At 38.2% G+C, this 25,915-nt stretch carries 20 protein-coding genes; 1 reads left to right on the forward strand and 19 read right to left on the reverse strand.

All coding sequences use genetic code 11. The features are described 5' to 3' along the window. The 11 genes from tmk to ACZ41W_RS10070 form a co-directional block, all read right to left on the reverse strand. Entirely contained in the window at positions 1-606 is a 606-nt protein-coding gene (gene tmk / locus ACZ41W_RS10020) for a dTMP kinase (protein ID WP_464311841.1), read from the reverse strand. A 59-nt stretch (positions 607-665) separates the two neighbouring features. After that, entirely contained in the window at positions 666-1,259 is a 594-nt protein-coding gene (locus tag ACZ41W_RS10025) for a 3'-5' exonuclease (RefSeq protein WP_464311842.1), read from the reverse strand. Positions 1,260-1,353: 94 nt separating this feature from the next. Then, the gene (istB, locus tag ACZ41W_RS10030) at positions 1,354-2,130 is read right to left on the reverse strand and encodes an IS21-like element helper ATPase IstB (RefSeq protein ID WP_464311843.1); all 777 of its coding nucleotides are present in this window, start codon (positions 2,128-2,130) and stop codon (positions 1,354-1,356) included. Further along, on the reverse strand, positions 2,120-3,667 hold the full coding sequence (gene istA, locus ACZ41W_RS10035; RefSeq protein ID WP_464311844.1) for an IS21 family transposase: 1,548 nt from the start codon (positions 3,665-3,667) through the stop codon (positions 2,120-2,122). Before istA ends, istB begins: the two co-directional genes overlap by 11 nt. Before the next feature lie 144 nt (positions 3,668-3,811). Further along, positions 3,812-4,966, reverse strand: coding sequence for a UvrD-helicase domain-containing protein (locus ACZ41W_RS10040; RefSeq protein ID WP_464311845.1), 1,155 nt, complete (start codon positions 4,964-4,966; stop codon positions 3,812-3,814). Further along, complete coding sequence (locus ACZ41W_RS10045; protein WP_464311846.1) at positions 4,956-7,094, reverse strand: ATP-dependent nuclease; 2,139 nt, start codon at positions 7,092-7,094, stop codon at positions 4,956-4,958. The genes ACZ41W_RS10040 and ACZ41W_RS10045 overlap by 11 nt, the downstream gene beginning before the upstream one ends. 51 nt (positions 7,095-7,145) lie before the next feature. Then, positions 7,146-7,625: a 23S rRNA (pseudouridine(1915)-N(3))-methyltransferase RlmH gene (gene rlmH / locus ACZ41W_RS10050; protein ID WP_464311847.1), complete on the reverse strand. Its 480-nt coding sequence runs from the start codon at positions 7,623-7,625 to the stop codon at positions 7,146-7,148. Positions 7,626-7,783: 158 nt separating this feature from the next. Further along, entirely contained in the window at positions 7,784-8,461 is a 678-nt protein-coding gene (locus ACZ41W_RS10055) for a pentapeptide repeat-containing protein (RefSeq protein WP_464311848.1), read from the reverse strand. Between the two features lies 1 nt (position 8,462). Next, positions 8,463-9,482 carry a DUF362 domain-containing protein gene (locus tag ACZ41W_RS10060; protein WP_464311849.1) on the reverse strand — a complete coding sequence of 340 codons (1,020 nt, stop codon included), beginning with the start codon at positions 9,480-9,482 and terminating at the stop codon, positions 8,463-8,465. Positions 9,483-9,533: 51 nt separating this feature from the next. Then, positions 9,534-10,178, reverse strand: coding sequence for a glucosaminidase domain-containing protein (locus tag ACZ41W_RS10065; protein ID WP_464311850.1), 645 nt, complete (start codon positions 10,176-10,178; stop codon positions 9,534-9,536). 96 nt (positions 10,179-10,274) lie between these two features. After that, positions 10,275-10,694 (reverse strand): OsmC family protein, encoded by a 420-nt coding sequence (locus ACZ41W_RS10070; protein ID WP_464311851.1) that lies wholly within the window; start codon positions 10,692-10,694, stop codon positions 10,275-10,277. Between the two features lie 556 nt (positions 10,695-11,250). Between ACZ41W_RS10070 and ACZ41W_RS10075 the strand changes: the two genes are divergently transcribed. Then, positions 11,251-12,549 carry an L-cysteine desulfidase family protein gene (locus ACZ41W_RS10075; RefSeq protein ID WP_464311852.1) on the forward strand — a complete coding sequence of 433 codons (1,299 nt, stop codon included), beginning with the start codon at positions 11,251-11,253 and terminating at the stop codon, positions 12,547-12,549. 122 nt (positions 12,550-12,671) lie between these two features. Here the strand turns inward: ACZ41W_RS10075 and lon are convergent, their stop codons facing one another. The 8 genes from lon to ACZ41W_RS10115 form a co-directional block, all read right to left on the reverse strand. Then, complete coding sequence (gene lon / locus ACZ41W_RS10080; protein WP_464311853.1) at positions 12,672-15,101, reverse strand: endopeptidase La; 2,430 nt, start codon at positions 15,099-15,101, stop codon at positions 12,672-12,674. A 137-nt stretch (positions 15,102-15,238) separates the two neighbouring features. Beyond that, complete coding sequence (locus tag ACZ41W_RS10085; protein WP_464311854.1) at positions 15,239-16,345, reverse strand: hypothetical protein; 1,107 nt, start codon at positions 16,343-16,345, stop codon at positions 15,239-15,241. A gap of 124 nt (positions 16,346-16,469) precedes the next feature. Next, a complete protein-coding gene (locus tag ACZ41W_RS10090) occupies positions 16,470-18,305 on the reverse strand; it encodes a sigma-54-dependent Fis family transcriptional regulator (protein ID WP_464311855.1) in 1,836 nt (611 codons plus the stop codon). Between the two features lie 12 nt (positions 18,306-18,317). Beyond that, positions 18,318-19,535: an EAL and HDOD domain-containing protein gene (locus ACZ41W_RS10095; RefSeq protein ID WP_464311856.1), complete on the reverse strand. Its 1,218-nt coding sequence runs from the start codon at positions 19,533-19,535 to the stop codon at positions 18,318-18,320. A gap of 147 nt (positions 19,536-19,682) precedes the next feature. Next, entirely contained in the window at positions 19,683-22,256 is a 2,574-nt protein-coding gene (locus ACZ41W_RS10100) for an HD domain-containing phosphohydrolase (protein ID WP_464311857.1), read from the reverse strand. A gap of 173 nt (positions 22,257-22,429) precedes the next feature. Continuing rightward, complete coding sequence (locus tag ACZ41W_RS10105) at positions 22,430-23,251, reverse strand: alpha/beta hydrolase (RefSeq protein WP_464311858.1); 822 nt, start codon at positions 23,249-23,251, stop codon at positions 22,430-22,432. 11 nt (positions 23,252-23,262) lie between these two features. Beyond that, entirely contained in the window at positions 23,263-25,239 is a 1,977-nt protein-coding gene (locus ACZ41W_RS10110; protein WP_464311859.1) for a diguanylate cyclase domain-containing protein, read from the reverse strand. Positions 25,240-25,379: 140 nt separating this feature from the next. Next, positions 25,380-25,883: a hypothetical protein gene (locus ACZ41W_RS10115; protein ID WP_464311860.1), complete on the reverse strand. Its 504-nt coding sequence runs from the start codon at positions 25,881-25,883 to the stop codon at positions 25,380-25,382. Positions 25,884-25,915: the final 32 nt, after the last annotated feature.

The following is a 25,915-nucleotide window of genomic DNA, read 5'->3' on the forward strand; positions in this document are numbered from 1 at the left end:
TTATAATCCCCCTATTGAAAAATCATGTTCCTTTAAAATAATTGATCCTATTTTTTTAATGTTATTTTCAAGGCACTCTTCTGTATCAACATATTCAATATTATAATCTAATTCTTTTAGGAACTTACCAGCACTAAACGACAATTCTATTTCACGTTTACTGTTAAAATCTCTTTCGAACCTTGTTAATGACGATCTATTTGATAGCCTCTCAATAATTGTCTTTTCATTTGCATGAATAATCACAGATAAGTCAGGTTTCAATATTCCTGTATTTATATTCATCACCTCTATCATGCTCAGTCCATCTAAACACTGCAATATCAATGAAGAGGCTATATATCTATCACACAAAACTATGTATCCTTTTTTTAAATTGGGTAAAATTTCAGACTTAATATGATTGTGTCTATCAGCTGTAACCAAATTTGCAAGTGTATACGATGAATAACTCTCCTCAGAATCTCGTATATATTTCCCAATCTCAGTATCAGTTGGTTCCTTTGTAACATAAACTAGCTTTTTCATTGAGATTAAGTATTTTTCCAATTTTTTAATAACAGTCGTTTTTCCTGCCCCATTGGGTCCATCAAATGTAACAAACATAGGAACCTCCCATAAATAGTTTATACCTGATCTATATATTTAGTTAGTCTTCTAAATTATTAGACAATTTGATCGTACTCAAAACAACATTCAGATAATTCATTTGTTGCAGTCAGTTCCCAACCTTTATTTGTATATCGTCCCATCTCAGAAAAGAGATAAATATTTTTTTTTGCTCGTGAGCACAATACGTAAAGAAGCTTATTTGTATCTTCTATCCTCAAAGGCTTCATATCAGGATTATATATGTAATTCCAATGCGGTAGATGACCATTTAATAAATCGAAAGCAATTACAGTAATATATTCTTCACCTTTAATTCCATGAATTGTGTTTATCACAATCCCATTTTCATCTTCAAAGCTCTTAACAATTGCATTAAAACTATAATCCAACTTATGTTTATCAATTTTTTTTTCGATTTTCTCAAAAAATTCACCATATAAAATTGCTAACTCATCTTCCAATCTAACTCCCATAATTGTAAAAACATTTCCTATTGCATCCTTTAATGTTTGGATACCATCTTCCATACTTATCGAAGTTGCATTAACTGCTTTTAGAATTTCAAGTTTTCCTATATATTCCTTAATTCCAATATCATAATCATTAGTGATAATTGTAATAATCTCATCTGCAATCTTTCTCCTCAAATATTGATGTGAATATTCCTATTCGGTGGAGCCTCAGTTCCGGTGTGGCGTGAGCCACTTGTCCGGAACCATTGAGCCACCAGCGAGTTTTTAGTTATTCGCTTAATCGTTTATCTAGACCATAGACTTCTCGCATGGATAAATCTTTTGTAGGGTCTACACTTTCGATGTTTATCTTGTATGAATCATGTACGATGCGATCTAGTATTGCATCTGCTAAAGGTGAATCATCTCCACCAAGTTGATCATACCAACCTTCGTGTCGGTATTGTGAACAGAAGATTGTAGATGAGTGTTTTCTTCTTCTGTGCAAAAGTTCAAATATGTCTTTTGCTTCCGTAGCTGTAGGTTTTAATAGCAACCATTCATCAATAATCAGCAGCAAAGGATTAGAATATTTTGCCATTACTTTTTTATAGGTACCTTCGTTTCTTGAATGTTCAAGATCAAGAAGTAAGTCAGGAAGTCGCACATATTGTGTTTTAAACTTATGTTTACAGGCTTCCATGCCAAAAGCATTAGCAAGATATGTTTTGCCACTTCCAGTCGCACCTGTTATAAATATATTTCTAAATTCAGCTATATACTCACAAGTTGCAAGACGTTTAATCAAGTCTTTGTTGATTTTTCGACCTGAGGAATAATTAATATCTACGATACTTGCGCCGGGTTGTTCAAACTCTGCATTTTTTATCAAACGATACAGTCGATTATTTTTCCTTCTTGTGTACTCAATATCAACCATCATTCCAATACGATCTTCAAAATCAATATCTTTCATTTGAGGATCGGTAATTTGTTGACGATAAGCATCTGCCATTGCGGTTAATCGCATTTCTATAAGTTTATCAATAGTCGAATTATTTATCATTATTTTTACCTCCATAGTAGTTAGATCCGCGTGTTACACCGAATTTGTTCTTTACGATCTGCTCAGGTATAGGCTTTGGCTTATCAAGTATCCTAGCGGCAAGAATATTTTTGATACTCTTGTAACTTGGACTCGAAGTATAACTCAAAGCTTTTTCACAAGCTGCTTCAAGGCTTTCTTCAGAATGTCTCTCGGCTAGCCTGAGTAATCCCATGCAGCTTTTATAGGTTTGTTGCTCCACGCGACTGGAGGCAAGAATAGCGCTGATAACTTTATGTGTATGTGTGCCAATTTGTTCGGCCCATTTTCTAAAGCGATCGCCATTCCATTCAAGATACTTTTGATGATCTAGAGGCATATGCTCCAAGATGGTACTGTATTGACCCTTGCGTCCATAAAGTCGCTTGTGGGAGGCAATACGGTTATGATTGTAAAAGATTTCGATGACTCTATCTGTTACCCGCACATCTACTTTACGTTTGATATACTCATACGGAACGGAATATAGCATTCCATCCAAAGATATGTGATAATTAAACTGAACGGTGGCTTGTTTCCAGTCTGCCAGTTCGTAAGAGGTAGTGGGTAGTGGGCTTAGGAAAGGCAACTCTTCGTAGTGGAAGAGACTCCACCTGCTGCCTTCTTTCTTTTGGAAATCCTTTGAGTTAAAAATCTCAAGTTTTTCTTTAATCGCAGCATTGAGTTCCACTAAAGTGAAGAACTGTTCATTTCTTAAAGCAGCTGTAATCCAAGTAGAAATGTTACCAACGGTACCCTCGACATTTGCTTTGTCTTTCGGTTTTCTAACCCTTGCTGGAATGATTGCAGTACCATAATGTTCAGCCATTTCATGATACGTGGCATTGAGTTTTGGCGTGTACCAATCTTTGGTGTGAACTACCGCTGTTTTGCAATTATCTGGAACTAGAATCTTAGTAACACCACCAAAGTAGTTGTACATATGAACATGGGCCGTTATCCAAGCACGTTGCTTTTCATTGATGAAGGCTTCAACATACGCGTATTGACTATAAGTCATGACACTAACAAAAAGATATGCATCTATGACTTCGCCGGTATCGGGATCAATTATTTTGGCTGGATCACCAGCCCAATCTACCTCGACTTGTTCTCCAGGTTTTCGACTAATATGCATAGTTGCACGACGCTTTTGTTCATCCTCTTGAAGGTAACGACAAAACTGAGAGTACATGAGTGGTGTTTCACCGCTAAGTCTGCATTCTTCCATGTACTCAGCCCAAAGCAACTTCTTGCTTACACCGTTTTTAAGCAGTTCGCCTCGGATGTACGCATAGTTGGGTTGGCGCTTGCCATGAGGCTCTTTCTGAGCAGGGAAAAGTAATGTTTGCCACTCATGGTTGGTTCTTGTGTTACTCTTTGTCCACTGGACACCTAATTCGGTCGCTTTTTTAACTATTTTTGCGACTGTGTTGCGCGAACAAGAACAGCTGAGCGCAATATTTCGCTCACTAAACCCAAGACTTTTAAGTCTCAGAATTTCATTATAATCGGTCATTAAATGACCTCCTTTACATGTATTTACATCTTTTGGATGTATGATTACAGTATAAAGGTTTTATTTCAAATGGCTCACACAACGGAATGGTGGCTCAATCTAAAACGGAATGATGGCTCAATTATATCGGACAGGTGGATCAATTTAGTGCGGATTATTCAATTGATGACCAGATTTTTGAGTGAATAATAGGTTTGCAATAAGAAAAAAAACATTTAACGGATCATATTTAATAGGGGTAATATCCGGAGCATCAAAATTGCATTCTGGTAATAATTCACGTAATTTATTCGCCATTGGAAATATTTGATACCACTGTGGGGCAACTATACATATTTCACTTTCAGATATATCTTTTTTCAATTCATCTTTTATTATCTCCGAAATATGTCTAGCCAAATCATCTTTATCTATATTTGCTTCATAACATATTTTGCCGATTTCAGATTTAATCTGTGAAACTGATGTTACACCTGTAGATTCAACCTCGTAATTCACATAATAATCTACAACTCTTTGAGTGGATCTATAACATCCATGTAAACAGCACTCTTTAAACATAACAGGAAATAAATCTCTAATCTCCTCAGGGGTTTTTGCAACTCCTCCCAATCCCCTATATATTGCCTGATTTACATCTCCAACAAATAGTATATTTATTTTATTGTTTGCTTTTATGATCGATGACAATATTTGATATTGTTTTTCATTGGTATCTTGATATTCGTCTACATGTATACTTCTTATTAATCGTGAGATGTTAGAAGCAATGAATTCTTTTTGTTCTACTAACTCTAATGAATATTCCAGTATTTTATCAAAATCAATTTCTTTCTTATCCTCAATGAACTCACAATACCTAGACATTACTGTATCATTATCATATAGATCATTTATATATCCTTTAATGCCTAGACTATCGGCAATTTCTGTTACATACTTCTCTTTTACATATTCGTCAATAACCTTATATCCCTTACTTAACTTACTATGATACATTGAATATGGCCTAATAATATATTTCATACAAAATTGATGTATTGTTCCAGACCAAATTTCTTTGGTATCTATATCCATTTCTATCAATCTTTTTTCGATTTCAATAGCCGCCCTGTTTGTATATGTCATCGCAATATTAAGTAGCTTTGATTCTGGATATTGGGTAACTAAAAAAGCTAATCTATAGGTTATTGTTCTTGTCTTTCCACTACCAGGACATGCGGTCAAAATAAAATTTTCATCACTTTCGCATACAGATTTTTGAATATCATTTAAATCATTCAGAAATTCATATCCCATATTTCTTCACCATACTTATAAAAATTGTAACTACATCATTCGGTAATTTAGAGCAAAACTCATTTATGAAATCCCTCTTATCATCATCATTTTTAATATTACAATACACTTCAACAAGAGACTTGATTTTAGAAGATTCCTTGTATTCATACAGCGAATATTTTGCCATTTTCAGTATAATATCTTGATTGATAATTTCTTGGCATGCAAAAGCAATTGCCTCTAGGATATATGATGGAATTATTGCAGCTGCTGAAATAGTATTTGCCAAAACTGTAGCATACCATCCTTTACCCATGCTTTTTGCTAGGGTAAGTATCGAGTCATATCTTGAACTACTTTCCCCAGATAAATTTGCTTTATGCTTATCAATAGTAGCTTGATCTGTATAATGCAGATCAATTACTTTTTCAATGAAATTACGGTTTTTTTCTTCATTAGCAAAGTCAACTTCTAATGTATGAGGTGCGTAGAACATATCAACAAACTCATTATAACCAAACAACCTATCCAGTTTTTCTTGTCTAGATTTACCTCTTTTAGCTGCTTCAACACTACACTTTTCAGCACCAGCTATAACTTGATCCAAATCAGTAATAATAGCGCAATACCTTTTAAGTCTTTGTTCATGGAAAATGCATGCAACATTTTCAAATGCAACACTTCCAACATTAATTAAACCAATCCCAAGTTCATCCAGAGATACTCCCATAACTTCTTTCACCAATGTCGGTATAAGTATTTCTTCTCCATCACCTTCAACCAATATTATCCCTTTTGAAAAGAGTAACACTGAGCGCTTTGCATCTAGATATCTCTCAAGACATTGAGTTAAAGTAACATCCTTTAACTTGAACTCATTTTCACCAAACTCATTCAATCCATTAGCCGGTTGCATAACTTCCGAAAAATTCCCACATGTTCTAAGAATATTTACTTTATCAATCTCAGCTACTTCTGATAAATGCGTAGAATGTGTAGTCATTACAACTTGTGTAAAGTCTTTTGAAACTTGCAAATTTGCGAATAGTGTTTTTTGAATGTGGGTATGTATGTGAGCCTCTGGTTCTTCGATAATCATTACATTCATTAATTCCTGATTACGATTAACTTCAAATTCAACTAGCTTCAAAGCAATATATAACATATTCAGGTGCCCCAAACCTAACAAATCAATGTCCTGCTTGTCAGACGGTGTCATTGTCAAATACTTTGATAGTGCAGCAATATCATCTTTCATCTGTGATTGTAGAGTTACATCTGGGGAATATACCATGCCTATCATCTCATTAAGTTTTCTATTTATTTGATGCCCAATGCTTGAAATTTGATCAACATCAGATATTTTTCTATTAACCTCATTTATTTTAGTCTTGATATCTTCAGAATCATCTGCTGATATATCACATTTTATCGTATCAACAATTCGTCTTATTGGATTTTTAGGTTTCTTTAAGTCAGAAGCAACGTCACGTAATGCATCAACAAATTCAACTGAAATATATTTCCATATTTCCAATATATCTACTCTACTACCCAAGATTGCTGCATCGTCTTCATCAGGATTAGCACATTGATTCCCGTCCAAATCCCCAACAATTTTCTTGTATTCTTCATTGTTTGTAAAATCAATTTGAGATCTTGATGTATAAGAAAATTCATAGTCTGTTAGCTTTATCTTACTTCTAATTTCATCAAACTCTTCTGCTGAATCTGCGTTTGCTAATTTCTTTCTAATATTTTTATGAGGTCTAATGAATAAGGTGACTGTCCCATAATCATAGTCTTCACATCTAATAAATGATTTTAAAAAATCTTCATTTTCTATATCTGGTATCATATCTTTGCAAATTTCATTGTTTTTTTCATCATATGTAATCTCATCAAAATATGCTGAGATAATAATCCAATGACCTTTCCAATCATCTAATGAATCTGCGAAGTCTGATTCCTTCAATCTTTTAGTACTGTAGTAATATGAGTCGTCTAATAATATTCTCAATGCCGTCATTGCATTTGATTTACCGGAATCATTTTCTCCAATAATAGTGTTTGCACCTTTTTTAAAATCAAACTTGGTTGCTTTTAAATTTTTATAATTAACTATTTGCAAATATTTTAAGTACATTGATCTCCCCCTATCAAACATATTTTATTTTATATAAACGACAACACTAACTTACTTATGATACGGTTCCCCCTTCATAATCCTAAACCCCCGATACACTTGTTCTAGCAGCACGACTTTCATCATCTGGTGCGGAAAGGTCATTTTAGAAAACGACAGTGCAAAGTTTGAACGCTTTAGGACAGCATCGGATAGTCCCAAGCTTCCGCCGATGATGAATACCACGTCGGAGTTGCCTTCGAGGCCGAGGTTTGCGAGTTTTTCTGAAAAGTCTTCAGAAGTGAGGTGTTTGCCGGCAATTTCAAGGGTGATGACGTATTGAGAGTCCTTTATTTTACTTAGGATGCGTTCGCCTTCTTTGTCTTTGATTAGCTCCATCTCTTTATCTGAGAGTGTCTCAGGTGCTTTCTCGTCTGCCACTTCCACAAACGACAGCGTACAATACTTAGAAAGACGCTTAGCATATTCTGCCACAGCGTCTTGATAAAATTTTTCTTTGATTTTTCCCACAGTGATACATGTGATTCTCATGCGATTCCTCTTTTATTCTTAATTAATTAAAATCGTGAAACTTTTTATTTGAATATTATAATTACTATAGTCCTTAAACTCATAAAGCGCTTTAATTCTTAATAACTTTTGGTTTTATTCTTATGTTCTTTTATCGCTTCCATTTCTTACGCTCTCACTTACGCCTGTCCTTCATCTTTCACTACAATTCCCATCAGACGACTGAGGGATACTGCCTGAAGTGGCGTAACGACTGCGCCGTAGAGGTCGGGGATACTCGTTCCGAGGCCTTCGATGATGCACGTTCTAAAGTCCATTCCACTGAGTTTGGTGTTTGACATTTGACACTCTGTCAAATCACAGTCAACCCACTGAATCTCATTAAATACAGCGCCTTGAAACTCACTTAAAACCAGTGAAGATTTGTCTATTAGGACGTTCTTAAACTCTGCATATCTAAAATTGCCATACTTCGCTTGACATGCGATCATCTTCACACTGCTAAACATGGCGTCATTGAAACTCGTCCCCATCATTTTACATTGATCAAAGATGACTTTGTGCGCAATGGCGTGTCCAAAATTAGAATTCGACAAGTCACATCCTTCAAAACGCACATCCACAAGTTCAATTCCAGTAAAGTCCACCTGTTTAAATGTCACATTCTTAAAGACCACTTCTTTGACGCAAATTTTATGAAAATGACAAGGCTCAATCACCTCATCCTCAATTCTAACGCTTTCAATCAAGGCTTCATCTTCAAGTACATCTACGAGTGACCCCATAAGTGGAAGGTCCTCCGCAATAGACGGCTCAAAAATAAAGCCACTTTTTTTCTTTTTAGGCACACTCGCCATTTTATACCTCTACTAGTTCGTATTGACCTGTGCCAAATCCAATTTTTACTGCGTGAACAATGGTGGCACGACCGTCATTGAACAAACATTCGCCAGATTCTTTTTGCAAAATATCTAAACATGCACTATCGATTGCCACTGGATCTTTGGAAATAAAGACGCCAATGTCTTTCGCTACTTCGTCCATATGTTGACCCATACAGTCACAATCCGCTGTAATATTGATTAAAAAACTGATGTAGATGTTGTCTTTGCCGAGTTGTGCGCCATACGCATACTCTGCCATTTTTTCTTTAAAATTGCTGCTGCTCCAATCATTGACAATCGCACCGGTTGGACATATCGCGATACAACCTGCACAGCCCACGCATTTTTCAGGGTGTATATAAGCAGTTTCACGCATCTCAATGGCATGCACATCACATTTCGTCACACACAGACCGCATGCCACACATTTTTTATCGCGCACTTTAGGACTGATGCCCGAATGCTGTGCGAGTTTGCCACCTCTTGCGCCAAATCCCATGGAAAGCTGCTTGAGTGCCCCGCCAAATCCAGCGGAACCATGCCCTTTAAAATGACTCATCACAATAAACTGCGAGTAATCTGAAAATGCCTTGCCAATTTTACACGAATCAATATACGTTTGATGGATCGGGATTTCATCATAGGCTTCACCGTGATCGCCATCTGCGATGATGATTGGCAGCTGATTGAATCCATGCGCCAACGCCGTTGCAATGTGATTGTCTCTCGTGGTTCTAGAGCCTCTATACAAAACGTTTGTTTCAATATAAGCACTTTCGATGCTATTTGACTTGAGATAATCGATTACGCCAAGATAGCAATTTGAAGGGATGTACGTGTGGTTGCCTTTTTCACCAAAATGCACTTTAATGGGAACTGTGCCAGCAAATTCATGTTGTTCTTCTCTCACGAGGATTTCCAACAACTCTCTCGCTGCATCACTCAATTGCTGATACTTTTTATTTTCAACGCGTTTAAAATAAACTTTTGACATAATACCTCCAATGGTTTCATTTAAAAAAGTACACTTTCAAACAATTCTTTACTACTCAGAAACCAACAAATTGACCATATGTTTCTTTATCGCATTGGCCCAATTGGTATCAGTGGCGTATTTTTTCCCAATACTGTCGACAGACACGCCGTTATAATAGACAGCCCCTTCTGTTAAATACTTCTCAGAGAGGTATTTTGCAACAGAATCCACGCTTTCAGCTGGACTTGAATACGTCTTCGCACTTTTAAAAGGCGAGGCATCATACGCGCGAAAACCAAAGAGATTGTTTTTTTCTTTGGCGATTGTACTGGTTCCGTAGGCGGATTCATGGATGGCAAGACTGGTTAAAAACCATGCATTGACGCCATATTTTTGCTCAGCATCTGCAAATGCCGATCCAAGACCTTCCATGGCTGTACCCTTGAGTTTTTCATTGATGGCATCTGCAGAAGCGCCGCTTTGTAAAGTAACATCATCAAAATACGCTTCTACACTGTTGGCCGTATTGCCTTCATAGATGTTGACGGCTGTATTTGCACCAATCGCGCTCGTTGCAGTAGAGACTGGATTGATGCCGAGTTTACTTTGTAGGATGTCCTGAAAACGGTTCATCGCCGTGTAATAGCTTTGGCTCGGCCCTGTAAAACCCGTTGTAATCTTACTATTGTTATTTATATTTATGTTATTTGCCATATTTCACACACTTTCTTTAAAGTAATCAGGTGAATTCTCTAAATAATCAGATGGATCTTCTACCACATCTATCGGTTTTGTCACGATAGAAATTTCCTAACACATGGATTCATCGTCCGTTTTGGGCAAAATGTTGACTGCGTATGACATTTCAGCTACATGTGAAATGGTTTGATAGATGGAGCAATACTCTGTCGCAAGTTGGAACGATCGCTCGACGCCGACTTCTTTATCTGGCGCAAATACTGATATTTCAACATGAACCCATTTTAGTGTGGTTGGAATTTCTTCTCGCTTTTCGCCTGTAATGACCATCTCGGCGTGATCGAATTGAATGCGTTTTTTTCGCATGATATCGAGAAAAGTGGCGTATAAACAAGAACCCAGTGCGCCGAGTAACATATCATAAGGTGCAACTGTCCCCACTGAACTTCCAACATTGATTGAAGTTTTTGGCGCTATCAGTTCACCATTAAATGTATTTTCAAATACCAGTTTGACTTCTTTCTTTTCCATGTTTTCCATCCTTTCTCTTGTCATCGTTCGTCGATGATTGATCATTGATGATTCTTAGGTACTCTTTTACTTATTTTATCATATCTTGAGAAATCAGTCGATTGATTCAATTGTTAGAGTTGATTCGATTGATTGAATTATTCCGATTCATTAATCGAATTGATCGAACTGATTAATTGAATTATATCGCTTAGTTTGCTGAATTTTGTGCTTAGAGTGCTTGACCATCGTATCATTTTTACGTCTCAAATTGCGAATTGTCCCGATACAAAATTCTCAATTTGAGATTAAATCTTCGGTTTTCTCATTTTGAGAATGATTAATCTTCCACTATTCCCTTCATTCAATCGACTCTATCCATTGATATCACACTATTTCCACTCAACTTCACCCTACTTGAGCTCTATTGGCACGATGTTTGCATCTAATAAATCAGAACAAGCAAAATTTAAAATCAGAACATGATGCTTTAATTTCCATAAAGCATTTAATAATTTTAACAAGCTATAAATTAATTTTCAGAGGTTATTCATTTTACAAATAAAGGATGGTCAGTATGTTATTAAGTGAGCGCGTGATTGAAACATTAAAAGCAGAGGTCAAACCGGCTATGGGATGTACAGAACCCGTTGCAGTGGCTTTGGCAGTTGCAAAGGCAAAAGAATTGTGTTGTGGACAAATCATGGAAAAACTCGATTCTATCCACATTCAAGTGGCAGTTTCTCCTAATATCCTCAAAAACGGACTTGGCGTCGGCATTCCTGGAACCAATCAAGTGGGGCTGATGATGGCCATTGCGCTTGGAATCACTTCTTGCGATAGCCAAAATGGCCTCGAAGTATTTAAAAATGTCAACCAATCTGATATTGATCGCGCTATGATCTTGATTCAAAATAAACAAATTGAACTTTCGATTGCAGATACGTCAAAAAAAGTCTATATTGAAGCCACTGTCAACTGCCCAGACCATTTTGGAAAGGCCATTATTCAAGATAGACACGACCTTTTCACGCACCTCGAATCCACTCAAGGCATCTTATATAAAGCAGCTGTTCAAGATGTTTCTTGTACCTGTGATAATCCCGTCTACGAAATGACCATCGATGAGATTATCTCTGTTGCTGAACAACTTCCATTTAAAGATATTGAGTTTTTACTCGAAGGCTACACCATGAATGAAGCCATCGCAGAATACGGCATTTCACATGCATGCGGCATGAAAATCGGCCATACCCTTACAAGAAGCAAATATCATACACACGGGCTCATGTGCGATGCGATGTCGCTCACAGCAGGCGCATCTGACGCGAGAATGTCCGGTGCACTCTTACCGGTCATGAGCAGCAACGGCAGTGGCAACAACGGATTAACTGCACTTCTTCCCATCTTGGCATTTTCTCGACATGAAAAAGTCTCTCAAGATTCAATGGCGCGCGCTGCAGTCATCTCGCACCTTGTCAACAGCGTCATCAAACACAACATCGGCAGACTCTCTGCACTTTGCGGTTGTGGCGTTGCTGCAGGAACAGGCGCTGCTGTAGCCCTTACATGGCTTATGGGCGGTAGCAATGAGCAAATCCACGGTGCTGTGCAAAACATGATTGCCAACACCACTGGAATGATCTGTGATGGTGCAAAACTCGGTTGTTCATTAAAACTTGCAACGTCTGCTTCAGCAGCTGTTCAGTCAGCACTCTTAGCCATCGACCGCGTTATCACACCTTCTGGCAATGGAATTATCGGAAAAAACGCCGACATCTCCATCCGAAACCTTGGTATTCTCTCAAGAGAGGCTATGGATACCGTGGACCAAGTGGTGCTCAAAATCATGACCATGGAAGCTGCGACTTTTTAGTCAATCACTATATAGTCAATCATTTTATAACGAATCATTGCTAGCCACTTAGATTAGAACATCCAAAAAAATAGAGGAGCATTTGCAGGATAACGTTAAGATTCTGCAAAGCTCCTCTTTAATTATTCATTAGGTTTCATATGAAATGGAACCGATCGATTTTCACGCTCGCCACTGGATGTGATGCCGTGCATTTTTGATACAGGGTCTTGAATGAGAAGACCATTGATGATATCGAATCCGAAGATGGCATAGAGGACCTCTTCAATCGTGGATACGAGCTGAAAATGCAAGCCTTCTCTCACTTCAACAGGTACATCTTCCAAATCACGTTCATTTTCTTTTGGTAAAATGACCCAGTTGACACCCGATCGATGTGCAGCGATGATTTTTTCTTTAATCCCACCCACTGGTAAAATACGTCCAGAGAGTGTAATTTCACCCGTCATCGCCAAATCTGACGGTACTTTCAATTGCGTTACCAAAGAGGCAATCACCGAGAAAAGCGCAGTTCCAGCAGAAGGGCCGTCTTTTTGAATGGCACCTGATGGCACATGTAGATGCAAATCCTTCGATCCAAAATCAAAGTCATCTGCGTATTTCCCCAGTCTCGACTTCACTAAACTCAAGGCGATTCTTGCAGATTCCTTCATGACATCTCCCAAATTCCCCGTTAAAATGAGCTGCCCAGTGCCCTTGATAAACGCACCTTCAATAAATAAGATATCGCCTCCAACTGGCGTCCACGCAAGTCCTGTAACCACGCCAATCGGATTGTTCTGACCCGCTAAATTGGTTTTGACCAGTGGTTTCCCAATGAGTTCATCCAGTTGTTGACTGACGACGGTGTAAGGTATTTGAACCTCATCTGTGACTATTTTTTCAGACACAACACGCGCAACCGTTGTCATGACCCGCTTGAGTCCACGTACACCGGATTCTCTCGTATAGTCTTCAATCAAATGTCGAATGGTTTCATCTTCAAATCGAAGATCCGTCTTAGTCAATCCAACACTTTCGACCACTTCACATACTAAGTGTTCACTGGCAATGTGAAACTTCTCCAAACTGGTATAACTGCTCAGTTCAATTACTTCCATCCTGTCAAGCAATGGCCCCGGAATGGTTTTAGCTGAATTTGCAGTGGCAATAAAGAAGACATCTGATAAATCAAACGGTACCTCTAAATAGTGATCTGCAAATGTATTATTTTGCTCAGGATCGAGCACTTCAAGAAGCGCACTGGCTGGATCACCACTGTTGCCAACTTGTAGTTTATCAATTTCATCTAAGACAAAGATCGGATTTGTCGCACCAGCTTTCTTCATACCTTGAATGATTCGTCCCGGAAGCGCTGCCACATACGTACGACGATGGCCTCTGATTTCCGCTTCATCTCGCATTCCACCTAGGCTCACTCGAACATAAGGGCGATTGAGCGCTCTCGCAATACTTCTACCAAGACTCGTTTTCCCAGTTCCCGGAGGCCCTAACAACAACAAAATCGTCCCCTGCTTGTCTTTTTTGAGTTTTAAAACAGCTAAGTGCTGAATAATCCGTTCCTTAACTTCCTTAAGGCCGTAGTGGTCCTCATCTAAGATGGTCTTCGCCATGGCAATATCAATTTCTTGAGCTTCAGTTTTCTCCCACGGAAGCGCCAATAGCAAATCAAGATAGTTCCCTACAACACTTTTTTCATTACTTTGTTGAGGCAGCGCATCATATTTGAGTAATTCTGTTTTCGCAACCTCTTTTACATCAGGCGGCATAGCAGACTCATCAATGCGCGTCGCATACTCTTTTTTGTTTTTCTGACTTTGTGGTTCGTCATCCAGTTCGTCTTGAATCGCCTTCAATTGCTCACGCAAGAACGCTTTTCGATAGTTTTTATTCGCTTCTTGAGAAAACTTATCTCCCACTTCCTTTTGGAATCGATAAAATTCCTTTTGTTTAATCAACGTGTCAATCAGCCTCAATCCCATTTCACTCATGGTTTTCGCCTCTAAAACGCGTTGACGATCGTCAGTTGAGACATTTAGATACTGGAGAATCAACCCCGATACCTGCTCAATGTCCTTGATATTTTCCACATAGGAAATAAATGAATCAATGCCTTTCGTATAAACACTGATTTCCATCATTTGTTGCTTAATTGTATTAAAAATTTCATTGAGTGCTTGCTGTGGTAAATCCACTTCAACATCACTCATTGCATACTCTGCTTTAATACCCGTATCCATTTGTACAAAATTGAGTATTTTCACGCGTTGTAATGCTTTAACATTGATGTAAAAAAAGCCGTTTTCACGCTTGATACTTCGAATTTCAAGTAACACACCATAGCGATAGTAATCGCTCACGCCACCTGAGGCGCTGGAGGTTCTCTTTCTAATTGCCACTCCAATGGCAACCATAGAATCGGCAATGAGTTCTTTCTCTAAATTACGGGAAGGATCTTCTTTTACATCTATCGAAACTTCATTTCCTTTAAACAGAACTGTTTCAGACATTCCTAAGACGTTTAATATCGGACTGTATTCTTTCGTTTTCATGGTGGACCTCCTTCCTGGATTACAATTTTTATACCCGATAACTCGCAAGTCAGACAAAAAAAATGAAGGATTGCTAAAATCCTTCACATTTATATTTAATCATATTCAATTTACATTCGCTTCATTGGATGCTAGAATTAAATTTTCAAATCAATCTCGTGAATGACGCCTGCGCCACCATTTTCTTTAAGATACACACTGGAATCTCGTATTTTGGCTACGGTGTCGCCTTCAGAACGCACATTAAATTCAGAACCTACTTTACCGAGGAAAATGGCACCGACATCTGCTTCTTTTAAACCGATGAGCGTTTTTTCTCCAGATGGACTTACCGTCCAAATTTTGAGTTCTTTAAAAATCGCATCAGACTCATCAATCCATCCATTTTGATCGCCGTCAAACGCTGCTAATTCTTGGAACCCGCTACCTAAAGTTGGTCCAAATAGCTCCGTTCCATCGTCCACCTTGCCGTTATTGTTTCGGTCAAACGCTAAAAATCCACTACCTGCTGCAAGATTTCTAAAAACATCGGCTTTTCCATCAAGTGTAATATCCAGTTGAATAGAATCCTCGCCGAATGCCACGCCTTTTCCATCGAAATTCACGACGAGTGGATCGACCATAATCGAAGCGGAAACCATGTCTAATTCTTGCATCTGTAGACTTTCATGTGATAGTTCTAAGTTCACATTGAAATCAATGGTTTTTCCGTCTGCAGTCTTTACGACGCCTTGTGATTGAAATGTCATGTTTTCACTTTCTGATACGACGTGTTTTGCATGAATCATCCCAATATTCAGTGTTGCATTTGGTGGCAATCCACCAGATCTAACAGGTGAGGTCTCAGTTGCTGAATTAGCTGTACCAGGAACACTCTCCGCTCTAGAGACATTTTCTGTCCTCGGGACATGTTCTGTCCTCGGAGTGTCATAATAACGACTGGTTTTCGCGTGGGAATCTTCATCCATTTTAAGAAACTGTTTAAACTTAAATCGCTTACCTGTGAGATAGGAAATAAAATCTTCAATCATCTTGATCTTAGCCTTATCTTCGTCAGATAAATTGAATAGGTTTTCTGCTTCTGCTTTTGTCACTTGTAAAGCATCATCAGATATAGCCACTTCAATGGGTGGTAACACGGGTCTTTGAGTGATTCGGATATTTTGAATATCCACCTCCAACTTCTCTACTCGCGTGTAAGTTGAAGTCGCTTGTTGCTCTAATTCATAACTCGCAATTTTCATTTTACACCTCCATGTGTGCTGCAATTGAGTATCCATACTCTAACAGATATATCGGCTTATCACATGAAAAATATAATATGAAACATTCAAAATTTAAGAAAAAATTTAGAATATTTTGCAAACATCACTCTTTTAGTTTGAGCTTTCTATACAGAGTCGCTCGGCTAATACCTAGTTGCTTCGCCACTTGCATCAACCCCTCACCTGAACTTCCGTACTGCGCGATCATTCGATCAATTGCAGCCTTTTCAAGTGCTTCGATTGTGAGCACTTTTCCATTTTCATCCACAAAAGGCGAAAACTGTGACTTACAAGAATCAACACACTCACGTTGGCGCCCAAGATGTGTTTCATGGTCTTGATGGGCTTGGTTTTCTTGAGACGCCATAACCGCTCTTAAGCGCTTCGGCAAATGATAAGCCTGTAGCAAGTCTTCATCGCATAAATTGATGGCATATTCTACAGCATTTTCAAGCTCTCTCACATTTCCAGGCCAATTATGCGCTTGAATGGCCCCTAAAAACTCATCGGATATCTTCGGAATTTTTTTATCAAACTTCTGGCTCCATTTTTTGACCATGTACTCCGTTGTCAGAAGCAAATCGTCTTTCCGCTCTCTCAAAGCCGGAATTTGAATCGGAATCACATTTAATCGATAATAGAGATCCTGTCTAAACGTTCCCTCTAAAACCTTTGCTTCCAAATCTTGATGTGTCGCTGCAATAATACGCACATCCACTTCAATCGGCGAACCACTTCCAAGACGGTCAATTTGTTTTTCTTGAATCGCTCTAAGTATTTTCGACTGTAAGTGAAGTGGCATATCGCCAATTTCATCTAAAAAAAGCGTTCCATGATTGGCCAATTGAAATTTTCCCGGTTTACCGCCACGCCTTGCCCCAGAAAATGCCCCTTCTTCATACCCAAACAATTCACTTTCAAGTAAATGATCGGGAATCGCAGCACAATTTATGGCGACAAACGGCATTTTAGCGCGTTTGCTTGCATGATGAATCGCCCTAGCAAACAGTTCTTTACCGGTTCCGCTTTCTCCCAAAATGAGCACTGTTGAGGCACTCGTGGCAAATTTAGCCGCTAAGGACTTCGCTTGAACGATGGATTCAGACTGACCGATAATATGATCAAAACATACCGGTGCAGAATCCAACATCATTTCGCTGACGGTATCGAGAACTTCCTCGATCGACCGTATGGTGATGAGATAGCCCCTGATTTCAGCGCTCACTTTGATCGGCATGACGTCGTAAACGCCTTGTATTCCGCCGTCAAATGTATAGTACTGATTTTTCTCATTGGTACGCATGCTCAATATTCGAAGCACTTCTTTATCTATAAATAAGTCACTTAGATGTTCAGGCTGAGGTGGAAATTTTTTACCAAAGACATTCACATATTTTTGATTCACTCTTAAGATGTGACCACTTCGATCGCATTCGATTAAGCTCGTATCGAGGCTATCAATGATCACTTCTAGCTCAGATGCTAGCATTTCAAGCGCTTCATGGCTTTCATGCTCCTTAAGTTTTGACGCGATCAAATCCGCCATACGATCGAGAAAACTCATGAGATTCTTTTGATTGTCAATCAGTGCATTGCGACGATCCTCAGTAAATGCAATCAATCCAATCACCCCAATAGGATTTCCTTCGAGGCGAATCGGACAACAAACCTCAGCATGTTCAGTGCATTTGTCTTTTGAATCACAATTTTGGCACGCTTGATGCGCGCCAGGATTTTCAATGATAAATCCCACATTCTCTTTTAGAGCATAGCAAAAGGCAGAGTTGTCACTGACTACACTGCCCACACTTTCCTTATATCGACCTGTGCCCGCGAGGCGAACCCGCTTTTCATCAACAATGGTCACATCGATGTTCACCACACTGGCGATCGCTTCACAAATCATTTGAACACTAGCTATAATCTTACTCAGCGACACATTTTCCTCCGGTTAATTTGATAGCGTCATCATTTTCACAATTTCTTGCGCCCATTTGATGGAATCAAAATAGACTTCACCCAGTTTTATCTCATCGATTTCCAAGGCTTTAGCATATTCTGAAACCAGTGTGAAATCAGCTTTTTCATAGGCATAAATCAAATTTAGAACTGGCATAAGAAGCCCTTTTTGATGAATAAGTGCCTCTTTCACAGATTCAGGTAGTGAAATATCCCCCAGCGCTTCTGCCATATTTTGATCGAGCATTGCGTCGATAGCACTAAAAAGTCCCATCATGGATGCTTCATATTTAATTTTCTTTAGATTGCTATTATTGGCAATCGCCTCTGAAAATTTGGTGCGCACCAGCGTCATCATCATCAATTCTTTTGGCTTATTATGACTCATCTCCTGAATCATCAATATATTGATCCAACGCTCAATTTCTTTAAGCCCCATATAGGTCAAAGCGCGTTTAATGGAATAAATCAAATCATCACCCGCACGCGTCTTAATGACACGCATGAGTCGATAGGCGAGATTCACATCATTTTCGATAATTTCCGCCAACGCTTGATATGAAGGCTCTTCTTTTTTAAGTTCCATGATAATGCGACCATACTGCGTTTTCGTCGTCGATTTGCTACTTGATTTTCCAACAATAGACGGTTTACTGAAAAAATATCCTTGAAACAAGGTAAAACCCATCTCTTTTGCTTGCTTGTAAACTTCTTCTGTTTCAACTTTTTCAGCAAGCAAAATTTTATGATGCTCAAGTGCTTTCGCAACATAAGGGCGTATGGTTTCAAGAGGCGTCAACATCAAATCATATTTAATAATATCCGCATAAGGCACTAGTGGATATTCATGATACGACTCCACAAAATCATCCAGTGCAATTTTATAGCCTTTCGCCCTTAATTCTTTCACGCGTTCTATCAGCGTATCATCAACGATGACATCTTCGAGGACTTCAATGACCAATCGACTATTTTCAATAAGTTCAATGGCATCTGCTTTAATTAAATCCACATCGAAATTAATAAAAGCGCGTTTATCATCTACAATGGCGTCAATTCCAGATTCAAATAATCCTCCTAAAACGCCTGCTGTGGCAGTTGTTGCTGAAGTTCCGTCAAATGCATTTGATGTACTTCCCGATCGAAATAAAAGTTCGTAACCGTATACGTCTAAATTTGTCTTAAAGATTGGTTGTCGCGCAATAAACATACAGTCTCCCATCCGGTCATTTATAGTCATAAGAAACACAATATATTGTATTCACTATTCAAGTGTTTCGTTAGCTATATCATGTATACCCCACCAAAAATAAAAATGGACTATAAATAGCCCATTTTATATTATTTTCATCACTATTTATTCAAATTGATCAATATGGGTGATAAACGTTTCTACAATCTTTGGATCAAATTGGATTCCTGCGAACTTCTTAATTTCAGCTATTGCAACCTCTCTAGGCAATGCTTTTCTGTATGCTCGGTCACTGGTCATGGCATCATAAGTATCCGCCACGGCGATAATTCTCGATAAATACGGAATCGCCTCTCCTTTTAATCCTCTCGGATAACCACTTCCATCCCAAGATTCGTGATGTGCCAATACATATTCGGCGATCTCTGTCATTTCACTTACTGATTTTAAGATACGAAATCCGATATCGGGGTGTTTCTTAATTTCTTCATATTCATCTGCTGTCAATGCTGCAGGTTTATTGAGAATATTCTCATCAATAGCAATCTTGCCAATATCGTGCAGTAAACCCATAGTTTTTAGTTCATTGAGCTCTCGTGTAGAAGCACCAAGTGCTTTTCCTAGTTTATAGCTTAAATCCCCCACGCGAATACTATGTTGTTCTTCTCGTTTATTTTTCTCGTGAAGGGTGTTGATTATCGCATAAACCGCTTTCCCTCGAATACTTGGAACTTCCGTTAATTTATTGCGATTCATATAATCTTCTGCCGTTTTAAGAAGCATCCATACAGGTTCGTGGGTGGAATGACGCTCCGCCCAACCAATTGAAACAGATATGGTCACTTCACCGATTTTGATGTCGGAGCAAGCCTTTCTTAGATCGTTGGCCAATTGTTCCATTTTAGATGATTCTGAATTTGGTACAAGTATTGCGAATTCATCCCCGCCAATTCTACAAGCGATGTACGATGGATCCATCAATTCCTTAATTCGGTTTGATACCTCAACCAAGATCATATCCCCAACGACATGTCCAAATGCATCATTGATTATTTTCAGACCATTGAGATCAAGCATAATGCAGCCACAAGGCATATAGGATTCGTGATTGAATTTTTTGAGCGATAAATCGTAAAAACTTCTGTTATAAAGATCGGTCAAATCGTCGTGTGTGCTGATATACTGCATATTGCGTTCTCTCGCTTTACGCTCTGATATATCTGAATACACCGCATAGCCACCTGCCACATAATCTCCAATCAAGATAGGGACGCTTTGCACCGAAACTTCTAAAGTTCGACCATCCGCGCCATATCGAATGCCTTCTTCATAACCAATTTGACCTTTAAGAATCATCTTGGTGAGTTCATGTGTCCCTTGGTTCAAGCTTTCTTTTGACAATACCATCTCATCTAAATTTTTTCCGATAATTTGACTTAATGGGTATCCATAAAACGACTCAAATCGATCATTCACGTCTAAAACGTTCAGTTCATGATCAAACATCACAATTGCGTTGCTTGAATTTTTAAATAGCGCTTCAAAATTTATCTTTTGTCTACTTGCTTCTTGTTCCATCGCTACAAGTTGCCCTACAGAGGCTTCGAGTTCTTCATTCAGCGCTTGGAATTCTTCTTTATCATCTGATATTTGACGGATCATGCTGTATGTGCTTTTTAACAGCTCATTGATTTTCTGCGTTAAAGGCATTAATACAGAGGAAGAACGAATGTATAGGTAATAGCCGAAATCCTTTTCAACATCAATCTTTGCAATCTGGCGTTCCAGTTCCATCAACGGCTTAGTGATTTGTCTTCTTTGATTAAAAAACATATAGCCAAAGAGAACCGTAACAAATACAATGAGTGCGATATTTAAAATTCTCATGCTGCTTTGAGACGCAAAGTAAACATCTTTCGGAATAAAGCACAGCACTTTCCAGTGTACATTTTCAACTTCAGAGTAATAAAAATACCCCTCTCGGCCGTCTACAGTCGCCGTCAAAAGCTCATCACTTAATGTTGTTTTGTCCTGTTCAAGAGACTGTTTCCATTTATTCAGATGGGATAATGCTTCCATTTCTTTTTCAAGAGTATCATTTGTAACCGTTTGATCAAAATCGCGGATATTGCTATTCACAACTTGGTTATTGCTATCTAAAATAAAAAACCATTCACCTTTTGCATGCTTACGATAGCCTAAAATCTCATTGAGATCTTTTAGCTCAACATTGGCTCCAATGACGCCTAAAAGTTCCTCGTCACGATTATAAAAAGACTTGGATAATGTTAAGATCTGTTTGCCATTCGAGGCTGAATCATACTTATTAATAATGGTCAATTGATTGCTATCAACTGCTTGTTGATACCAATCTTGATAATGTATACCCGCATCGTTGTATACACCTATATTGTCTATGTAATTTCCGTCCGGAAGTCCGATAAAAATCGACAAATACTCCGGGTGTTGATCTGTTTGTTCTTGATAAAATTTTCGAATGGCTTCAGGATTTTCCAAGTTTCTCATGGAATATCTCAAAGCATTCGTGATAATTTCACTTCTCGCGTCAATCCAATTCCCAATTAACGTGGTCGATAGCTTCATATCCAGTGAAGCATTTTTTTCAGCTTCTACGGACAGCGCTTTTTTTGAATTGACATACTGAATATTGGTAACTGCTACGATGAGCACCAACATTAGAAAAAGAGTCAAGTACATGCCTTTAATTATTCTACTCACGTCACCACATCCGCACAAAAAATCGTAATATAGTCTTTCGGGCATATATTACGATTCGTATTTCTTTCATTATAACTTACATACTACTTGGATACAAGGTTTTGTCTATGTTCCAAAGCAAAATTCAAGCAAAGTTCAAACAAATCTCAAGTAAAATTCAACATATTCCCACACTAAAGTCCAAACAACCACTCAAGCGCACCTGGCAATCTTCTTGCCCACGCGGTTTCATAATGGGTTCCATCCTCTTCTACGACGACTTTGACTTGGACACGAGAAACGCCAAGTTCCAGTAAATGTCTTTCCAGCGCCCGTGTCCCATCGATGTAGATTTGATTGAAATTTTCAATTTCATCGCTGCTCGTTTCTTTTGTTCCAACGTCGAGATACCATTTTGTTGGCATGTTCACATCGAGTTGTCTCATGTGTTCAAAGAGCGCTTGATCTGCAAACCAAGCAGCTGTCGACATGGCACATACTTTACTAAAAACATGCGGATATTTTGCACCAAAGTATAGCGACATAAGTCCACCCATAGAACTCCCGGCAATCGTCGTGTGATCTCGATCCGCTTTCGTCCGATATGTGCTATCGATATAAGGTTTTAACTGATGTACCAAAAACTCGGCAAACGCTTCACCTTCTCCTCCAACTTCACGCTGAAAATGGCCAGATGCCTTCATATCTTCCATGCGTTCAGTTACCCACGGAGAGTATTCGTCAAGTCGCTCAAGTCCCGGCGCACAATCGATTCCCACGACAATCGCACCTTCAAATGACTTTGTTTTCATCAGGTGTTCAATGGTTGTATGAACATCCCATATCGCACCGTGCTTTGCTAAAGATAAATCAAACAAATTTTGCCCATCGTGCATATAGATAACAGGATAGTGTACATCTGTTTTAATATCATATTCCAAAGGCTTCCAAATTCGAACTGTTCGCGATTTATTAAGCGCTTTCATGTGTACTTCAATGATGTCTAATTGGCTCATAAATCCTCCTTTTATCTGCGTCTCCCCATTGGAGACACTTTTCGTTTTTCATTATACATTAGAGATTCCGCCATGGAAAAAATCTCGCTGAGCGATTGATCTCTACTGTGTTTAATTTCATAACCAAGCGAAATACTCAGTGGAACTGGTCCAATTTGAACCATTCTACAGTCTTCAAGAATTCGGCTAATCATACTCTTAAGTACAGGCTCGGAAGTTCGCTCCACTAAAATGGCGAACTCATCGCCACCTAGTCTAAACACCGGATGACCATCTGCATTCTTTTTAACAATTTTAGATACCTCAACGATATATCGATCACCTAATTGATGACCATAATGGTCGTTGATAAACTTGAGTTCATTCATATCACCTATGATTAACCCAATTGGCAATGTGTCATTCTCAAGTTCATAGCGCATGGTTAATTCGTTAAAATATCGTCGATTGTAAAGTTCAGTTAACGGATCATTATAGCTGAGGTACTCAAGCGCATTGGCTTTTTCGCTGATGATATTTTTCTTCTGTGCATTGGATATGGCGATGGCAACATAAGAAGCAAGTGCTTTGATGACTTCAAAATCGGATTCAGAAAACTGATGGATGCGATAACTTTGCATCGTAATCAGTCCGATGCATCGATTTTCAATAATCATCCGCGCATAGATGATACTCTTACTTTTATTGTTTCTATCTCCCATAAATAAAAAATTGGAATCTAGATGGTATTGACTATATTCCTCATACAACGAACAAATATAGATATCTGAATGTTCCTTGATGCAATAGGATCCTAGGGAATTTTCTGTGCGAACGTTGATTTTTAAACTCGAAAGCGGCAATCCGTTTTCCTCAAAATACTCGTATTTTAAAACCCCTTCTAATTCATCATATAGCGCAATGCCGAAAACATCTGCACTCATAAGTTCATAGACAGAGTTCCTCAAAATTTCATAGATTTGCTGTAAATCTAATGATGCCGTGAGTTTTTGACCGATGACACCAATATGCGCCAGATTTTTCAACGTTTTTTCCAGCTCATTGGTCTTACTCTTAAGTTCAACATTTTTTAAGAAATTGATTTCTTCACGATTTTTTTTAGATTCACCCTCTAAACGACCCTTCAAATTGTTGATTTCCTGCTGAGTCTGTTCTCCGAGTTCCTTATCATTTAACAGGTTGTATTTTTTATAATGCTCGAGAGCAAGCTTGAAATTGCCAATCTCTTCATATAATTTTGAAAGATGTAGATGACTTTCAATCTCAAGATAGAGCATCTGGGATTGCGTCGCGTATTTCAGTGTCTTAAGTAGGTATTTCTCTGACTTATGATACTCTTTGAGCAACAAATAATTTTCGCCAATATTTACAAGAACAAGTGTTATACTCGGGTGTGCAGTATCCCCATAAAGCCTTTTATATACATCATAAGCTGTCATGAGGCATTCAAGAGAGGTTTCATAGGCCTTCTCTTCCATATAAATGAGCGCATAATTGTTGTAAAGATCTCCTAAGAGTTTCGTATTCTCAATCTTATCTTTATACTCAAGCGCTTTATTAATAATCTCTTTCGCTTTCTCAACATTGCCTATGGACGTATACACAGTGGTCATGTTGATCAAAGACTGTATAACGAATTTAAAATCCTCTAAATCTAAGCTCAAATCATAGGCCTTATTAAATTTTTCAAGTGCCCGTTGAAATTTTCGTTCTTCTCGATACAAAACGCCTAAATTGCTATAACACAAATATGTCCCTAATGGTTTATTGTTGTCTTCAAAGTAATCCAGCGCTCGATAAAGCAGTTGAATGGATAAATCCAACGTTCCAACAAGTAGATAACATCTCCCCATTAAAAAATAGAGTTCTGCCTTTTCATCTGTATCTGCAAGTAGATCGAAATCTAGTTTTAGATAATTTTTTTCGATAAATGATTTAGGATCATTATTCACTTCTGCCAGTCGATCGATTAACACGCTATCTTGCATACTTATCACCATATATTTAAATATTTGTAACATTATATCACGATTATAATTTACAAACAACCGAATATAGGACTATCGTCCTGTAACTTAACTTATTTTGTGCAACTTATGTCATTTACGATTGTCTATTGATTCTGTTATTAAGCATTTCGACGACCTGAAATAAGCTTTACTTTATGCTCTGCCATGATGTTTTTAATCGGCTCAACATCCTCTTGTGAAATGGAGATCATTTCTCTTCTTTTTTTATTGCCACGCTTGTAAACGAGCGCAACTTCTTTTCCAACAAACTCATATGAATAGTATTCCATCTGATCAAACGCCGTGTACCAAACTTTGCCAATATGCGAAGTTGTCACAATCACATCTAACAGTTCAATGATGGCCCATATGATGGACATTTCAATCGATATCACGATCATTAGAATCCGTGTAAAAAGATCAATTTTCAAATAAATTGCAGAAAGAAAAATAATCACTGGGATTGTCATTCCCATTAAAAAATAGATCACTCTGTACTTGCTTTGATTTTTAATCGTGTAGACGATGGTTTCTTTTGAAAAAATCCGTCTTCTAAAATCGTTTGACAACATCATCGTGCAAAATGCTGCTAACAGCACATATCCATAAAAACTCCCCGACATTTCGTCCTCCCTGTAATAAAAATATAAGCCAA

Source organism: Fusibacter fontis (genome assembly GCF_055378735.1).

Bases quoted from the DNA above. Each gene is read 5' to 3' on its own strand.
- ACZ41W_RS10115 (WP_464311860.1), bottom strand. From the start codon at position 25,883: ATGTCGGGGAGTTTTTATGGATATGTGCTGTTAGCAGCATTTTGCACG.
- lon (WP_464311853.1), bottom strand. From the start codon at position 15,101: ATGAAAACGAAAGAATACAGTCCGATATTAAACGTCTTAGGAATGTCT.
- ACZ41W_RS10105 (WP_464311858.1), bottom strand. From the start codon at position 23,251: ATGAGCCAATTAGACATCATTGAAGTACACATGAAAGCGCTTAATAAA.
- ACZ41W_RS10070 (WP_464311851.1), bottom strand. From the start codon at position 10,694: ATGGAAAAGAAAGAAGTCAAACTGGTATTTGAAAATACATTTAATGGT.
- ACZ41W_RS10060 (WP_464311849.1), bottom strand. From the start codon at position 9,482: ATGTCAAAAGTTTATTTTAAACGCGTTGAAAATAAAAAGTATCAGCAA.
- rlmH (WP_464311847.1), bottom strand. From the start codon at position 7,625: ATGAGAATCACATGTATCACTGTGGGAAAAATCAAAGAAAAATTTTAT.
- ACZ41W_RS10040 (WP_464311845.1), bottom strand. From the start codon at position 4,966: ATGGGATATGAATTTCTGAATGATTTAAATGATATTCAAAAATCTGTA.
- istA (WP_464311844.1), bottom strand. From the start codon at position 3,667: ATGACCGATTATAATGAAATTCTGAGACTTAAAAGTCTTGGGTTTAGT.
- tmk (WP_464311841.1), bottom strand. From the start codon at position 606: ATGTTTGTTACATTTGATGGACCCAATGGGGCAGGAAAAACGACTGTT.
- ACZ41W_RS10045 (WP_464311846.1), bottom strand. From the start codon at position 7,094: ATGTACTTAAAATATTTGCAAATAGTTAATTATAAAAATTTAAAAGCA.
- ACZ41W_RS10055 (WP_464311848.1), bottom strand. From the start codon at position 8,461: ATGGCGAGTGTGCCTAAAAAGAAAAAAAGTGGCTTTATTTTTGAGCCG.
- ACZ41W_RS10095 (WP_464311856.1), bottom strand. From the start codon at position 19,535: ATGTTTATTGCGCGACAACCAATCTTTAAGACAAATTTAGACGTATAC.
- ACZ41W_RS10110 (WP_464311859.1), bottom strand. From the start codon at position 25,239: ATGCAAGATAGCGTGTTAATCGATCGACTGGCAGAAGTGAATAATGAT.
- istB (WP_464311843.1), bottom strand. From the start codon at position 2,130: ATGATAAATAATTCGACTATTGATAAACTTATAGAAATGCGATTAACC.
- ACZ41W_RS10085 (WP_464311854.1), bottom strand. From the start codon at position 16,345: ATGAAAATTGCGAGTTATGAATTAGAGCAACAAGCGACTTCAACTTAC.
- ACZ41W_RS10065 (WP_464311850.1), bottom strand. From the start codon at position 10,178: ATGGCAAATAACATAAATATAAATAACAATAGTAAGATTACAACGGGT.
- ACZ41W_RS10075 (WP_464311852.1), top strand. From the start codon at position 11,251: ATGTTATTAAGTGAGCGCGTGATTGAAACATTAAAAGCAGAGGTCAAA.